This is a genomic window from Streptomyces europaeiscabiei (assembly GCF_036346855.1).
Classification (GTDB): domain Bacteria; phylum Actinomycetota; class Actinomycetes; order Streptomycetales; family Streptomycetaceae; genus Streptomyces; species Streptomyces europaeiscabiei.
In genome coordinates this window covers 3409561-3424572 of sequence record NZ_CP107841.1, presented here as the reverse complement: position 1 = coordinate 3424572, position 15012 = coordinate 3409561, and the positions used below count along the sequence as shown (strand labels likewise).

9 protein-coding genes and 3 tRNA genes are annotated in these 15012 nt (G+C 69.5%); 6 read left to right on the top strand and 6 right to left on the bottom strand.

Translation table 11 applies throughout. The annotated features are described in order from the left end of the window. Positions 1 to 165: 165 nt before the first annotated feature. Positions 166 to 1743: a M28 family metallopeptidase gene (locus tag OG858_RS14815; RefSeq protein ID WP_328544803.1), complete on the bottom strand. Its 1578-nt coding sequence runs from the start codon at positions 1741 to 1743 to the stop codon at positions 166 to 168. Positions 1744 to 2117: 374 nt separating this feature from the next. On the opposite strand from OG858_RS14815, the gene OG858_RS14810 reads away from it, so the two are divergent. The 3 genes from OG858_RS14810 (at position 2118) to OG858_RS14800 (ending at position 6974) form a co-directional block, all read left to right on the top strand. Continuing rightward, positions 2118 to 3383 carry an NAD(P)/FAD-dependent oxidoreductase gene (locus tag OG858_RS14810; protein WP_037699714.1) on the top strand — a complete coding sequence of 422 codons (1266 nt, stop codon included), beginning with the start codon at positions 2118 to 2120 and terminating at the stop codon, positions 3381 to 3383. 152 nt (positions 3384 to 3535) lie between these two features. Next, complete coding sequence (gene dnaG / locus OG858_RS14805) at positions 3536 to 5437, top strand: DNA primase (protein WP_086750849.1); 1902 nt, start codon at positions 3536 to 3538, stop codon at positions 5435 to 5437. A 214-nt stretch (positions 5438 to 5651) separates the two neighbouring features. Continuing rightward, positions 5652 to 6974: an RNA polymerase sigma factor gene (locus OG858_RS14800; RefSeq protein WP_086750850.1), complete on the top strand. Its 1323-nt coding sequence runs from the start codon at positions 5652 to 5654 to the stop codon at positions 6972 to 6974. A gap of 203 nt (positions 6975 to 7177) precedes the next feature. Here the strand turns inward: OG858_RS14800 and OG858_RS14795 are convergent, their stop codons facing one another. The 4 genes from OG858_RS14795 to OG858_RS14780 form a co-directional block, all read right to left on the bottom strand. Then, positions 7178 to 9112 carry an ABC transporter ATP-binding protein gene (locus OG858_RS14795; protein WP_086749044.1) on the bottom strand — a complete coding sequence of 645 codons (1935 nt, stop codon included), beginning with the start codon at positions 9110 to 9112 and terminating at the stop codon, positions 7178 to 7180. Then, positions 9112 to 10845 carry an ABC transporter ATP-binding protein gene (locus OG858_RS14790; RefSeq protein ID WP_086749045.1) on the bottom strand — a complete coding sequence of 578 codons (1734 nt, stop codon included), beginning with the start codon at positions 10843 to 10845 and terminating at the stop codon, positions 9112 to 9114. Before OG858_RS14790 ends, OG858_RS14795 begins: the two co-directional genes overlap by 1 nt. Before the next feature lie 307 nt (positions 10846 to 11152). Next, positions 11153 to 12607 (bottom strand): FGGY family carbohydrate kinase, encoded by a 1455-nt coding sequence (locus OG858_RS14785; RefSeq protein WP_086749046.1) that lies wholly within the window; start codon positions 12605 to 12607, stop codon positions 11153 to 11155. 69 nt (positions 12608 to 12676) lie between these two features. Then, complete coding sequence (locus OG858_RS14780; protein ID WP_037699704.1) at positions 12677 to 12982, bottom strand: hypothetical protein; 306 nt, start codon at positions 12980 to 12982, stop codon at positions 12677 to 12679. Between the two features lie 165 nt (positions 12983 to 13147). Between OG858_RS14780 and OG858_RS14775 the strand changes: the two genes are divergently transcribed. The 3 genes from OG858_RS14775 (at position 13148) to OG858_RS14765 (ending at position 13552) form a co-directional block, all read left to right on the top strand. Next, positions 13148 to 13220 (top strand) — tRNA-Asn (locus OG858_RS14775). Positions 13221 to 13226: 6 nt separating this feature from the next. After that, positions 13227 to 13299 (top strand) — tRNA-Asn (locus OG858_RS14770). A 176-nt stretch (positions 13300 to 13475) separates the two neighbouring features. Further along, positions 13476 to 13552, top strand: a tRNA-Ile gene (locus OG858_RS14765). Positions 13553 to 14338: 786 nt separating this feature from the next. Here OG858_RS14765 and OG858_RS14760 read toward each other — a convergent pair. Further along, the gene (locus OG858_RS14760) at positions 14339 to 14920 is read right to left on the bottom strand and encodes a TetR/AcrR family transcriptional regulator (protein ID WP_328544804.1); all 582 of its coding nucleotides are present in this window, start codon (positions 14918 to 14920) and stop codon (positions 14339 to 14341) included. Positions 14921 to 15012: the final 92 nt, after the last annotated feature.

Genomic DNA, 15012 nt, shown 5'->3' with positions numbered 1-15012 from the left:
GTCTGCCCCAGCGCTCTGTTCGGTGATGTACACGCCCGGACTCACCTGTTCGACAAGGCAGTTCCGGCCCGAACATCCACTGCGAGATGTTCGGGCCGGACATCTTCCGCGCGAGCCGACGCGAGCCGACGCGAGCCGACGGGTGGGCGGCTGGTGGGCGGCTGGTTACTCCGCGACCTCGTCGTGGTCGGAGTGGAGGCCGCCGCCGCTGGTGTCGCCGCCCGTGGTGGGCTCGGAGTCGACCGGCTTGGCGAGCGAGCTCAGGTCGTGGGTGTAGGTGCCCACCGCGTTGGCGATGACACCGATGTTGATGCCGAACGCCTTCATGTTGATGTTCTTCAGACCGTCGCACGCGGCGTGGTAGCACGCGTCGTAGGCGACGCCGGCGGTGCCGCCGAACACCGCGGCCTGGTTCTCGGTCTTGATGCCTTCGGCGCCGGTGAAGGTGCCGCCGGAGGGGATACCGACCGCGATGAACGGCCCGTAGTCGGAGCGGCCGGAGAAGTCGGTGCCCTCGTGCGGCTCGCCCTTGGAGTCGAGGAACTGGTTGATGTCACGTTCGAGCTGGGCCGAGCCCTCGGGGCCGGGGCCCGCGCCCACACCGTCCGAGTCGTCGCCGTCGTACACGAACTGGGCGTGGTTCGGGGAGGCGATCATGTCGAAGTTCAGATAGAGCTTGATCTGCTCGCGCTGCTCTTCGGTGAGCCGCTCGACGTACGACTCGGAGCCGATCAGGCCGAGCTCCTCGGCCGACCAGAAGGCGAACTTCACCTTGTTGGGCTGCTGCTTGCCCGACTTGAGGTTCTCGGCGAGCTCCTCGGCGACCTCGAGGATGCCGGCCGAGCCGGAACCGTTGTCGTTGATGCCGGGGCCCGCGGTGACCGAGTCGAGGTGGGCACCGACGAACACGGTGTTGTCCGCGTCACCGCCGCGGGTCTCCGCTATGACGTTGTTCGACGTGCGGTTCTCCTGGAGCTGGCGCACCTCGAAGCCGACCGTGACCACGCCCGCCGCGACATCGGCGGCGAGGGCCTCGCCCTCGGCCTGGCTGAGGCCGGCAGTCGGGATCTTCGCGCTCGCCGGGTCGCCGAGGGTGCCGGCGAGGGCACCCGCGGTGTTGTTGTAGATGATCGCGCCGACGGCGCCCGCCTCGGAGGCGACGAGCTGCTTCTGCGCGAAGGTGCAGCCGCCGCGCTTGATCAGGGCGATTTTGCCGGTGAAGGCACCGGCCGCGTAGTCACCGGCCTCACAGCCTGAAGTGGCGTCCACCGCGGCGGCCGCCAGCGGGGCCGTGATGCCGCCCACCGGCGTCGACTTGGTGTACGTCATCGCCGCGATGCCGAGATCGCGCGGCGCCGGCGAGATGACGGACGCCTTCTCCGCGAGGGTCTCGATGTAGGCGAACTCGAACGTGTCGTACGAGACCTTGTAGCCGGCCTTCTTCAGCACGTTGTAGACGTACTCGGCGGACTTGTCGTGGCCCGGCGTACCGGCCGCGCGGTTGCCGCCGTTGGCGTCGGCTATCGCCTGCAGCGCCTTCAGGTGCTTGTACGCGTCCTTCGTGGACGACTCCCTGACCAGCTTCCGCGAGAGCTTCTTGGCGTCCTTGGCCGGCTTGCTGTCGTTGCTGTTGGCGTCGGCCGTTCCGGCGGAGACGATCAGCAGCGGTGTCGCGAGTGCGAGGGCGGCGATGGCCGCGACGGGTCTGCGCGAGCGAGGCGATGCCTTGGATGATGCGTTCACAGAGGTCCTTCCCCAGGGATGTGCGAACGAGGTGGGAGGGACGCTAGCGAGCCGCAGGGATCACGAGAAGGGTTTCCTTGCAACTCGTGTTCGGTTTCGCCGATTTGACCCCGCATGTTCCGTGCGGTCGGGGCCACTTGCCCGATCCGGCGACATGGAACCGGTCCCTCCGAATGGTGTGGTCCCTCCTCGTTCTGCGCCTCGGGCCCTCGTCACGGTTCTTCTCGACGCGCACCCCCCGGATGTGACCCTCTGTGGCCCGATCGGGTCACTCCCTCTTCCCGCATCACGCTCCGTGCGGGACGCTCGCATATGGCGACATCCGCAAGGTTCATCTGGGGTCCATCCCCAGACCCCCTGGCAGGAGGCAACAAGTGGTCGACGCGGATCAGACATTCGTCATCGTCGGTGGCGGTCTCGCCGGCGCGAAGGCGGCCGAGACGCTCCGAGCGGAGGGCTTCACCGGCCGCGTGATACTGATCTGCGACGAACGGGACCACCCCTACGAGCGCCCGCCGCTCTCCAAGGGCTATCTGCTCGGCAAGAAGGAGCGCGACAGCGTCTTCGTCCACGAACCGTCCTGGTACGCGCGCAACGACATCGAGCTGCACCTCGGCCAGACCGTCGACGCGATCGACCGTACGGCCAAGACCGTCCGCTTCGGTGACGACGGCACCCTCGTCCACTACGACAAACTGCTGATCGCGACCGGCGCAGAGCCCCGCCGCCTGGACATCCCGGGCACCGACCTGGCGGGCGTGCACCATCTGCGCCGCCTCGCCCACGCCGAACGCCTCAAGGGGGTCCTCGCCGCCCTCGGCCGCGACAACGGCCACCTCGTCGTCGCGGGCGCCGGCTGGATCGGCCTGGAGGTGGCGGCCGCGGCCCGCGAGTACGGCGCGGAGGTGACGGTCGTCGAACCCGAGCCGACACCGCTGCACGGCGTGCTCGGCCCCGAGCTGGGCAACCTCTTCGCCGAACTGCACCGCGAGCACGGCGTCCGCTTCCACTTCGGCGCGCGGCTCACCGAGATCGTCGGCCAGGACGGGATGGTCCTCGCGGCCCGCACGGACACGGGGGAGGAGCACCCCGCGCACGACGTCCTCGCGGCCATCGGAGCGGCGCCGCGGGTCGGCCTCGCCGAAGCCGCAGGGCTGGAGCTGGCCGACAGGTCACAGGGCGGCGGCATCGCGGTGGACGCCCGGCTCCGTACGTCCGATCCCTCCATCTACGCCGCCGGTGACGTCGTGTCCTTCCCGCACGCCCTCTTCGACACCCGGCTGCGGGTCGAGCACTGGGCCAATGCGCTCAACGGCGGGCCGGCCGCCGCGCTGGCGATGCTCGGCAGGGACGTCACCTACGACCGGGTGCCCTACTTCTTCTCCGACCAGTACGACCTGGGGATGGAGTACTCGGGGTGGGCGCCGCCCGGGTCGTACGACCAGGTGCTGATCCGGGGGGACGCCGGGAAGCGGGAGTTCGTCGCGTTCTGGGTGAAGGAGGGGCGGGTGCTGGCCGGGATGAACGTGAACGTGTGGGATGTCACTGAGCCCATCCAGAAGCTGATCCGGTCCCGGGCCGCAGTGGACGTGGAGGCGCTCTCGAACCCACAGGTGCCACTGGAGAGCCTGATCGCCTAGGCGTCCGCGGGGTCGGGGCGCGAGGGCGAGTGCGGGTGGTGCGCGGCTGCTCGCGCCCACACGGCGGAGCCGCAGGCTGCCACAGCCCCGCGCCCCGGCCGGGGCGCTGCCCGTGCCCCATGACTGTCGGTGGACCACCGTAGAATCACCGCGTGGCTGGACGGATCAACGACGAGGACGTGAAGGCGGTACGGGACGCGGTCCCGATCGACGCCGTGGTGTCCGAGTACCTCCAGCTACGGAACGCGGGCGGGGGAAACCTCAAGGGGCTCTGCCCGTTCCACGACGAGAAGTCGCCGTCGTTCCAGGTCAGCCCGAGCAAGGGGCTCTTCCACTGCTTCGGCTGCCAGGAGGGCGGCGACACCATCACGTTCGTGATGAAGGTCGACCACCTGTCCTTCTCGGAGGCGGTCGAGCGGCTGGCCGGCCAGGCCGGCATCACCCTGCGCTACGAGGAGGGCGGGTACAACCCCTCCCACCAGCGCGGTGAGCGGATCCGCCTGGTCGAGGCGCACAAGATCGCCGCCGAGTGGTACGCGGAACAGCTCGCCACCAGCCCCGAGGCCGACACCGGCCGGATCTTCCTCGCCGAGCGCGGCTTCGACCAGGCCGCCGCCGTCCACTTCGGCGTCGGCTACAGCCCCCAGGGCTGGGACCACCTCACCCGCTTCCTCCGCGGCAAGGGCTTCGCCGACAAGGAACTGCTGCTGTCCGGGCTGTCCCAGGAGGGCCGCCGGGGCCCCATCGACCGCTTCCGGGGCCGCCTGATGTGGCCCATCCGCGACATCGGCGGAGACGTGGTCGGCTTCGGCGCCCGCAAGCTCTACGAGTCGGACAACGGCCCGAAGTACCTCAACACCCCGGACACGGCGCTCTACAGGAAGTCCCAGGTGCTGTACGGCATCGACCTCGCCAAGCAGCACATCGCCAAGGCCAGCCGCGCCGTCGTGGTAGAGGGCTACACGGACGTCATGGCCTGCCACCTCGCCGGAGTGACCACGGCCATCGCCACCTGCGGCACGGCCTTCGGCGGCGACCACATCAAGATCCTCCGCCGGCTGCTGATGGACAACGGTTCGGCCCGCGTGATCTTCACCTTCGACGGCGACGCGGCCGGCCAGAAGGCGGCCCTGCGCGCCTTCGAGGACGACCAGAAGTTCGCCGCCGAGACGTACATCGCGATCGCCCCGGACGGCATGGACCCGTGCGAGCTGCGCCTCGCGAAGGGTGACGAGGCGGTCGCCGAGCTGACCGAACCCCGCACCCCGCTCTTCGAGTTCGCGCTCCGCCAGATCGTCGCCCGCTACGACCTGGAGACCCCCGCGGGCCGCGCGTCCGCCCTCGACGAGGCGGCACCCATCGTGGCCCGCATCAAGAACAGCGGCGCCCAGCACGAGGTCGCCGTGCAGCTCGCCGGCATGCTCGGCATCCTCGACACCCAGTTCGTCGTCAAGCGCGTCGCCCAGCTGGCCCGCTGGGCCCGCGACCGAGGCGGCCAGGGCCCGGCCCCGTCCGCACAGCGCTCGGCACAGCCGTACGAGTCCACCGGCCGGCCCCCGTCCGGCCCGGCCCTCACACTGCGCAACCCGGTGTTCGCCACTGAGCGTGAACTCCTCAAACTCGCCCTCCAGCGGCCGGAGTTGGTCGCCCCCGCCTTCGACGCGTACGGCGTCGACGAGTTCACCGCCGCCCCGTACGCGGCCGTCCGTGAGGCGATCATCGAGGCGGGCGGTGTCGAGTACGGCGCCCAGGACCCGCAGGAGTACCTGGTCCGGGTCCGGGAGGCGGCGCCGGACGACACGGTGCGGGCCATGGTGACCGAGCTGGCCGTCGAGGCGATCATGCGCAAGACGGTCGACGACATGTACGCGGGCGCCCAGCTCGTCACCGTGCGCCGCCGGGCCGTCGAACGCCGGGTGCGCGACGTCCAGGGCAGCCTGGCGAGGGCGACCGCCCAGGGCGACCCCGCCCAGCTGGCCGCCGTACAGAACGAGTTGTGGGTGCTCCAGCAGTACGACCAGGCGTTGCGGGAGCGGGGCGCGGAGGCGCTCTGAGGCCGGGCCGGCCGACGCCCCGGGCGTGAACGTCCCTGGCGCACATGCCAATTCCACGCCGGAGCCACCCCGTTCCGTACGGCCTTCAAGCGGTTCAGGGGCCTCTCAGCAGCGCACTCGTACGGCACAGTAACCGTGGGGTCACGGACCGGACGCAAAAAGTCACCGCACGCCCCTCGTAGCGGCTGTGTGTCGTACTCCACACTGGGTTCCGGTGCCTGAGTCCTCGGAGCGCGGCCGACCCGTCCCCCACGGGTCCGAGATCCCCGCGGTTCCGCTCGATGAGTACGGGATGGACGGCGGAGAGGCCGCCCGCGCCATCCCAGACATACCGCTGCCGCACGCCCTGGCAGCGACATTCCTGGAGGTCGCCCCCGTGCAGACCCAGACCCTCGTACAGAACGACACCGGTACGGCCATCGGTACCGACGGCTCGGACCCGGACGCGGAAACCGACGTCATCACCGCGGTGCCCGCCCAGAGCCGCGCCGCACACCACCCCGAGGGGGCTCCGGAGGGCCTACCCGAGCCCGACGAGCCGCCGGCCGCCGTGGTGGTGGAGGTCATCGAGGCGGCCGATCCTCCCGAGCCCGTGGAGCTGCCGCGCAGCCGCCCGGACACCAGCGGCCCGTCCTCGGACCTGTTCCGGCAGTACCTGCGTGAGATCGGCCGCATCCCACTGCTCACGGCCGTGGAGGAAGTGGATCTGGCCCGCCGCGTCGAGGCCGGCCTCTTCGCCGAGGAGAGGCTCGGCAGCGCCGCAGACCTCGACACCCAGCTCGCCCTAGACCTCGACAAACTGGTCGTCATGGGCCGCATGGCCAAACGCCGCCTGATCGAGGCGAACCTGCGGCTCGTCGTGTCGGTGGCGAAGCGTTACGTCGGCCGTGGCCTGACCATGCTCGACCTGGTCCAGGAAGGAAACCTGGGCCTCATCCGGGCCGTCGAGAAGTTCGACTACGCCCGCGGCTACAAGTTCTCGACCTACGCGACCTGGTGGATCCGCCAGGCCATGTCCCGCGCCCTCGCCGACCAGGCCCGCACGATCCGCGTCCCCGTCCACGTGGTCGAGCTGATCAACCGGGTCGTCCGCGTCCAGCGCCGCATGCTCCAGGAGCGCGGCTACGAGCCCACGCCGGACGAAGTGGCCGCCCACCTCGACCTCGCCCCGGAACGCGTCACCGAGGTCCTCCGCCTCGCCCAGGAACCGGTCTCCCTGCACGCCCCCGTGGGCGAGGAGGACGACGTGGCCCTCGGTGACCTCATCGAGGACGGCGACGCGGCGAGCCCCGTGGAGTCGGCGGCGTTCCTCCTGCTCAGGGAACACCTGGAAGCGGTCCTCTCCACCCTCGGCGAACGCGAACGCAAGGTCGTCCAACTCCGCTACGGCCTGGCGGACGGCCGCCCCCGCACCCTGGAGGAGATCGGCCGCATCTTCGGCGTCACCCGCGAACGCATAAGGCAGATCGAGTCCAAAACCCTCAACAAACTGAGGGACCACGCCTTCGCGGACCAGCTGAGGGGCTATCTGGACTGAGAGGTGTCGTCTCGGGTGCGGACCAGGCCCCTGCGGGCCTGAAAAGCACGGGGCGCAGCCCCTGCCTTCAGAGGCGCGGGAAACTGCGCGACCAGCCCCCACCGGACCCGCACCCGGGGGTCGAAGGGGCGCAGCCCCTTGAGGATGGGACGGGTAGGGGCGGCGGGGGCGAGAAAACGGCCCACGCACGCCCCCCACCACCCTCAGTCCACCTCGGCCACAGCCTCAGCGAACTGCGCCTTGTACAGCCGCGCGTAAGCCCCGTCCGCGGCCAACAACTCCTCGTGCGCCCCCTGCTCGACGATGGAACCGCTCTCCATCACCAGAATCGTGTCCGCATCCCGAATCGTCGACAGCCGATGCGCGATCACGAACGACGTACGCCCGTGCGCCAACTTGGCCATCGCCTTCTGGATCAACACCTCGGTACGCGTGTCGACCGAACTCGTCGCCTCGTCCAGCACCAGGATCACCGGATCCGACAGGAACGCCCGAGCGATGGTGATGAGCTGCTTCTCACCCGCGCTCACCCCGGTCCCCTCGTCGTCGATCACCGTGTCGTACCCGTCGGGCAGCGTCCGGATGAACCGATCCGCGTGCGCCGCCCGCGCCGCCTCCTCGATCTCCCCGCGCGTGACCTTCCGCGCCGCGGACGCCCCGTACGCGATGTTCTCCGCGATGGTCCCCCCGAACAGCCACGTGTCCTGGAGCACCATCCCTATCCCGTCCCGGAGTTCGTCCCGGGACATGGACGCGACATCGACCCCGTCGAGGGTGATCCGCCCACCGGTGACCTCGTAGAACCGCATCAGCAGGTTCACCAACGTGGTCTTGCCCGCCCCGGTCGGCCCCACGATCGCCACCGTGTGCCCCGGGTCCACGACCAGCGACAGGTCCTCGATCAGCGGCTTGTCGGCGTCGTAGCGGAAGGACACCCCCTCCAGCGCCACCCGCCCCCGCAGCTCCTCGGGCCGCACCCCGGGCACGGCGTCGGCCTCCTGCTCCTCCGCGTCGAGCAGTTCGAAGATCCGCTCGGCGGACGCGACACTCGACTGCACCATGTTCGCCATCGACGCGACCTGCGTCAGCGGCATCGAGAACTGGCGCGAGTACTGGATGAAGGCCTGGACGTCACCGATGGACAGCGCACCCGACGCGACCCGCAGTCCGCCCACCACCGCGACCAGCACATAGTTGATGTTCGACACGAAGAACATCAGCGGCTGCATGATCCCGCTGTTGAACTGGGCCCTGAACCCGGCCTCGTACAGCCGGTCGTTCTCCTCGGCGAACTGCTTCGCCGACTCCTCCTGTCGCCCGAACACCTTTACGAGCGTGTGCCCGGTGTACATCTCCTCGATGTGCGCGTTGAGCTTCCCGGTGACCCGCCACTGCGCCACGAAGTGCGGCTGCGACCGCTTGCCGACCCGCGTGGCCACCACGAACGACACGGGCACGGTCACCAGCGCGACCAGCGCCAGCAGCGGCGACACCCAGAACATCATCACCAGCACACCGATGATGGTGAGGAGCGAGTTGACGAGCTGCCCCATCGACTGCTGCAGCGTCTGGCCGATGTTGTCGATGTCGTTGGTCGCCCGGCTCAGCACCTCACCGCGCTGCCGCCGGTCGAAGTACGACAGCGGCAGCCGCGACAGCTTCGCCTGCAGCTCCTCGCGCATGTGGTAGATGGTCCGGTTGATGGCCCGGGTGGAGAGCCGGGTCGCCGCCGCCATCAGCAGCCCCGCGACCAGGAAGATGCCGAGGGCAACCAGCAGCACGCCGCCGACGGCCTCGAAATCGATGCCCTTGCCCGGTGTGAAGTCCGTGCCCGACAGCATGTCGGCCACCCCGCCGTCCCCGCGCTCGCGCATGGACTCCAGGACCTCGGCCTTCGTGGCGCCCGCCGGCATCTCGCGTCCGACGACACCCGCGAACACCAGGTCGGTCGCCCTGCCGAGGATCCACGGTCCCAGCACCGACAGCCCGACGCTGAGCACGGCGCACGCGATCATCGCGTACATCGTGAACCGCTCGGGCCGGAACTGTGCGAGCAGCCGTTTCCCGGACCCCTTGAAGTCCATGGAGTGCTGTTCGGGGGCCCCTGTCCCCGCCATCCGTGCCAACGGCCCGGCCATCAGGCTGCCTCCGCTTCCGTGAGCTGGGAGAGGACGATCTCCCGGTACGTCTCGTTGTCGGCCATCAGCTCGTGGTGGCGTCCGGTGCCGACGACCCTGCCCTCGTCGAGGACCACGATCCGGTCGGCGTCCCGGATGGTCGCCACCCGCTGGGCCACGATCACGACGGTCGCGTCGGCGGTCTCCCGCCCCAGCGCAGCGCGCAGGGCGGCGTCGGTCGCGTAGTCGAGCGCGGAGAACGAGTCGTCGAACAGGTAGATCTCAGGCCGCTGCACCAGCGTCCGCGCGATCGCGAGCCGCTGGCGCTGCCCGCCGGACACGTTCGTCCCGCCCTGCGCGATGGGCGAGTCCAGCCCGTTCTCCAGCAGGGACACGAACTCCTTGGCCTGCGCCACCTCCAGCGCGTGCCACAACTCCTCGTCGGTGGCGTCCGGGTTGCCGTACCGCAGGTTGGTCGCCACGGTCCCCGAGAAGAGATACGGCTTCTGCGGCACCAGGCTCACGGTCTTGGCCAGCAGCTTCGGATCGAGCGTCCGTACGTCGACGCCGTCCACCAGCACCTCGCCCTCGGTGACGTCGAACAGCCGGGGCACCAACCCGAGCAGCGTCGACTTCCCGCTGCCCGTGGACCCGATGACGGCGGTCGTCTCACCGGGCCGCGCGACGACCTCGATCGACCTGAGCACCGGCTCCTCGGCACCCGGATAGCGGAATCCGGCGCTCCGCACCTCCAGGAACCCGTGCCGCCGCAGCTCCCTGACGGGCTCGACCGGCGGCACCACGCTCGTCCGGGTGTCCAGCACCTCCTGGATGCGCTCGGCACACACCTCCGCGCGCGGCATCATCATGAACATGAACGTGGCCATCATCACAGCCATGACGATCTGCATCAGATAGGCGAGGAACGCGGTGAGCGCACCGATCTCCATCCCGCCGCTGTCGATCCGATGGGCGCCGAACCACACCACCGCGACCGACGACAGGTTGACGACCGTCATCACGATCGGGAACATCAGCGCGAGCATCCGCCCGGTTCCCAGCGACACGTCCGTCAGCTCGACGTTCGCCTTCCGGAACCGGTCCTTCTCGTAGTCGTCCCGCACGAAGGCCCGGATGACCCGGTTGCCGGTGATCTGCTCCCGCAGTACCCGGTTCACGGTGTCCAGCCGCTCCTGCATGGTCCGGAACAGGGGGCGCAACCGGCGCACGATCAGGCTGACGCAGATGGCGAGCACCGGTACGACGGCCAGCAGCACCCCCGACAACGGCACGTCCAGCCCGAGCGCCAGCACGATGCCGCCGACGCACATGATCGGCGCCGACGCCACCAGCGTGAACGTCATGAGCACCAGCATCTGCACCTGCTGCACATCGTTCGTCGTCCGCGTGATCAGCGACGGGGCCCCGAAGTGACCGACCTCACGCGCCGAGAACGACTGCACCCGGTCGAACACGGCGGCCCGGATGTCCCGGCCGACCGCCGAGGCGGTGCGGGCGCCGTAGTACACGGCCCCGATGTTGCAGACGACCTGCACCAGTGAGATACCGACCATCAACGCGCCGAAGGACAGGATGTAGCCCGTGTCCCCCTCCACCACGCCCTCGTCGATGATGTCCGCGTTCAGCGTGGGCAGGTAGAGCGTGGCGCACGTCTGCACGAACTGCAGCAGCACCAACAGGGTGATCGGTGTCCGGTACGGACGAAGATGGCTTCTCAGTAGTCGTATGAGCACGCGAGATCTCTCGGAGTCGAAGACGGGGTTCGGGGTGCACCACCCCCCATCGTCGGACACTCCACCCGCGTTACCTCAACCGAATTAACCCAACGGTGAAGTTCTCATCCCCAGTCTTTGCGGCCGGAGCCGTGCCGCGGGTCTTGCGGAGGCGCGGTGCCGTGGCGATGCGCGGCTCCGCCGCGAGGCCGCGACCGGCCACGACGGCCCCGCAGCCGCCCGATCACCGAAGCGGCACCCTCTCGGGCCCGAAACCTCCCAGGAGCGGCACCTTCTCGGGCCCGAACCCCCCAGGAGCGGCACCCTCTCAGGCCCGAAACGCCCCAGGGTGCGTCTGCTCCCGAACCGAGACGTACTGCTGCCGAACCGCCTGTCCCACGGCCAGCTCGTCCCCCGGATCCAACACCTGAGCCGCCGCCCCCGGCCACATCGGTGGCGTACGCGGATCGAGCGCCCCCTGCGAGACCCCGAGCGCCCACGCGGCCTGCCGGGCCGCGCCGACCGCCGCGTAGTCCGCCGGCTGCGGCACCACCACCTGCACCCCGAACAGCGCCGGCGCCGCCGCCTGCACCGCGGGCAGCTCCGCCGCCGCACCCAGCAGGAAGATCCGCCGCACGTCGACACCCCGGCCGCGCAGCACGTCCAGCGCGTCCGCGAGCCCGCACAGCATTCCCTCGAAGGCGGCCCGCGCGAAGTGCTCCGGCTTCATCGACTCCCGCCGCAGCCCGGCCACCGTCCCCGCCGTATGGGGCAGATTCGGCGTCCGCTCACCCTCCAGATAAGGCAGCATCACCAGCCCGTGCGACCCTGGCGTCGACTTCATCGCCAGGTCGGACAGCCCTTCCAGATCGGCCACGCCCAGCAGTTCGGCGGCCCCGCGCAGCGTCCGTACGGCGTTCAGCGTGGTGACGACCGGCAGATGCATGCCCGTGGCATCGGCCAGCGAGGTGATCATCCCGGAGGAGTCGACGAGCGCCGTGGTGTGGACGGCCATGACGGACCCGGAGGCCCCCAGCGACACGACCGCGTCCCCGAGCCCGATGCCGAGCCCGAACGCGGCGGCCATGGTCTCACCGGTGCCGGCGGAGATGAGGAGCCCCTCCGGCGTCATACCGGCGGCGTCCGAAGGGCCGAGCACCTCGGGGAGCATGACCTGGTGCCCGAGCGCCATCTCGACGAGATCCGTGCGGTACTGCCCGGTCGCCGCGTTCCAGTACCCGGTCCCGGACGCCCCGCCCCGGTCCGTCGTCCTCCTGACCGGCCGCCCCAGCAACTGCCAGACCAGCCAGTCGTGCGCCTGCAGCAGTACGGCCGTCCGCATGGCGGCATCCGGCTCCGTACGGCTCATCCAGCGCAGCTTGGTCACCGGCTGCGCGGCCCCCGGCACGCAGCCCACGGCCTCCGCCCACGCGCCGCGCCCCCCGAGCGCGTCGACGAGGTCGGCTGCCGCGACCTGGGTCCGCTTGTCGCCGCCGACCATCGCGGGGCGCACGGTGTTGCCCTGTGCGTCCAGCGCGATCAGCCCGTTCTGCTGGGACGACACCCCGATCGCCTGCACACCCTCCAGCAGCCCGCCGGTGGCCGCCTCCCCCAAGGACAGCAGCCAGGCCTGCGGATCGACGTCCGACGGGCGCCCCCCGCCCTCCGCCGACTCCAACGGGTGCGGGGCATACCCCTGCCTGAGCACGGTGCCTGTGTCCGAGTCACAGACGACAATGCGCGTAAATTCGGGCGAACTGTCCAGCCCGGCGACTATCCCCATGGCAGAAATTCTGCCGCACGGGAAGCGGTGGGGGCACCGCGAGTCGCTCCGGCCGACCTGATGTGGTCCCTATGTATTGCTCGTGCCCCAGTCGTCTCCGGCGGAACCGTTCGCGTTGCGTTCGCGCAGCGAGCGGACCCGCTCGGCGACCAGGTCGGGCACGCGGTCCCCGACCTTCTCGCTGACCACGTGGTACGCCTTGCCGGCGTAGACGCGCCCCTGCTGGGCGGCCGACTCGGCGGTGTTGCGCACCGCGGGGTTCTGCGCGACCTGCCGCGCGGACTTCTTCAACTGTTCGTAGCGTTCACGTCCGGCCCGTGTACCGAGCACGTAGCCCAGGGCCAGTCCGGCAAAGAACGTGAGCCGATAGCGCATGGCGGCCACCCTTCCCTTACGTCTGCGTCGTTGCCCTGCGCGGGCGACGGGCGCGGGGGATACCGATTGGCGGAGCACCCCCCTGCTTGCGCTAATGTATGTGTCGCAGCGAGCGCACGCCCCCTGGCGAATACCCAGGGAGCTACAATCGATGCAGCGAGGCAATCCTCCGTAGCTCAACTGGCAGAGCAGCCGGCTGTTAACCGGCAGGTCACTGGTTCGAATCCAGTCGGGGGAGCTTCGATCTTCCGTAGCTCAATTGGCAGAGCAGCCGGCTGTTAACCGGCAGGTTACTGGTTCGAGTCCAGTCGGGAGAGCAACCGAAGAAGGACCCCGTCGGGGTCCTTTTTCATGTCCGGGGGAACCGCCTGTGCCGCGCCGAAGTCCTCAAGGTCAAGAAGCGCATGCGAAGGCCGACCATCCGAAGCAGGAGATCGTATGAGCGGCTATGCTGCGGCAGACGGCGCGCACAAATGTGCGCGACACGCCGTACGGGGCGGTAGCTCAGCCGGTTAGAGCAGCGGACTCATAATCCGTCGGCCGTGGGTTCGAGTCCCACCCGCCCCACCAGCGCAGGTCTCTGACCTGCGGAAACGTTCATTTTGTCCTGTCGGGTCGTCAACTTTGCCTGAACGGACTGAATCCGCTGCTCGTGGGTTTGGGGCCGGGGCGGTCTGCGTCAGCTGCTAGTCGCCCGACCTGCAGATATGTGCGCTGGCGGGTAGCTGGTGAGACCCGTTCTGGCGGGTCGTGCTGCGGTAGTGGCATGTATTGAGGCCGCCCTGAGGCCGGTAGACGCGGGACGGTGTTGTCGATGGGGCGGCGCGCTGGCCGGCGCAGGTGGGTCGGGGTGATCGATGTGGTGGTCGTCTGAGTGTGCGGCACGTGGGGGCGCGCATCGTGGCGATGGCCGGTGGGCCTCAGAAACTGCCCCAACAGGAAACGGCCCCGAGCGGTCACTCGGTCCTCTCGTGTGAAAGCCGGAGCTTTGCGGCGGGCATCATGCTGCCGACGTCAAGACCTCATGCTGGACTGCCTCTCCTCGGAACAGCACGTTCTCGACTCGCGGGTCCCAAGCTCGTGATCGACATGGCCTGCACGGGTCTGCGGGTCCAGCGGTGGCAGCGTCCGTCGGCCGCGCCGAGAGCTGGGCCATGAGGAGACCCGGTGCGGCGAGGCTCGACGGCCCGTCCCCTCCGGCGGTCGGTCGTGTGAGTTCTGGGGTCGGGAGGTCGGCGAGCAGGCTGAGAATCCTTTTGCCGTGAGAGATCACTGCGAATACCGGACGTCCGGCCACGACCAGGCCCTACGTGCCACCCGTCAACCCTGCCTCGGTGTTGCGCCGACGGGGAGCCTTCACCGCGAAGCGGGGGTGGCGAACCCCGTGCCTGCTCGGTCCAGGCACTGTCTGGTGCGCCGGGTGAGGACGTCGAAGTCCTCGTCCACCTGCCAGCTTTGATAGGCGGTCATGGAAGCGGCGAGCGCGAGGTTCAGTTGCAGGGTCGCGATCAGCGCGTCGTCGCCCGGGACGCGGCCCAGGACCCAGGTGCGCAGGTCGGTGCGGAGCTGATCGCCGAAGGCGTGGGCCGACTGCGCGAGAGCCGGTGACTGCGCTTTGAGGCGGTGGTTCAGCGGCATGGTGTCGCGCTGGCTCTCGACGTAGTCGAGGAGAACGGCGGTCAGTGAGGTCCACAGCGGCTCGTCGTCGGGCCGGGCCTCCAGCAGGGCGCGCCACTGGTCGTGCGCTTCCGGGTCCCGGTCCAGGACGACGGCCTCTTTGCTGGCGAAGTAGTTGAAGAACGTGGCGCGGGAGACGTTCGCGGCGGCCGCGATCTGCTCGATGGTGGTGGCCTCGTAGCCCTGCTCCTCGAACAGTCGCATCGCGGCGGCCCTGATGGCACGCCAGGCGGCCAGTTTCTTTCGTTCCCGCAGATTCATCGATCCTCCGAGCTCATCGTACTGCTTGCACTCATCTAATATTGGATGAGTCTAAGTTTCTGTTAGCGTGGTGAACGTGCCTCGGTACGGGG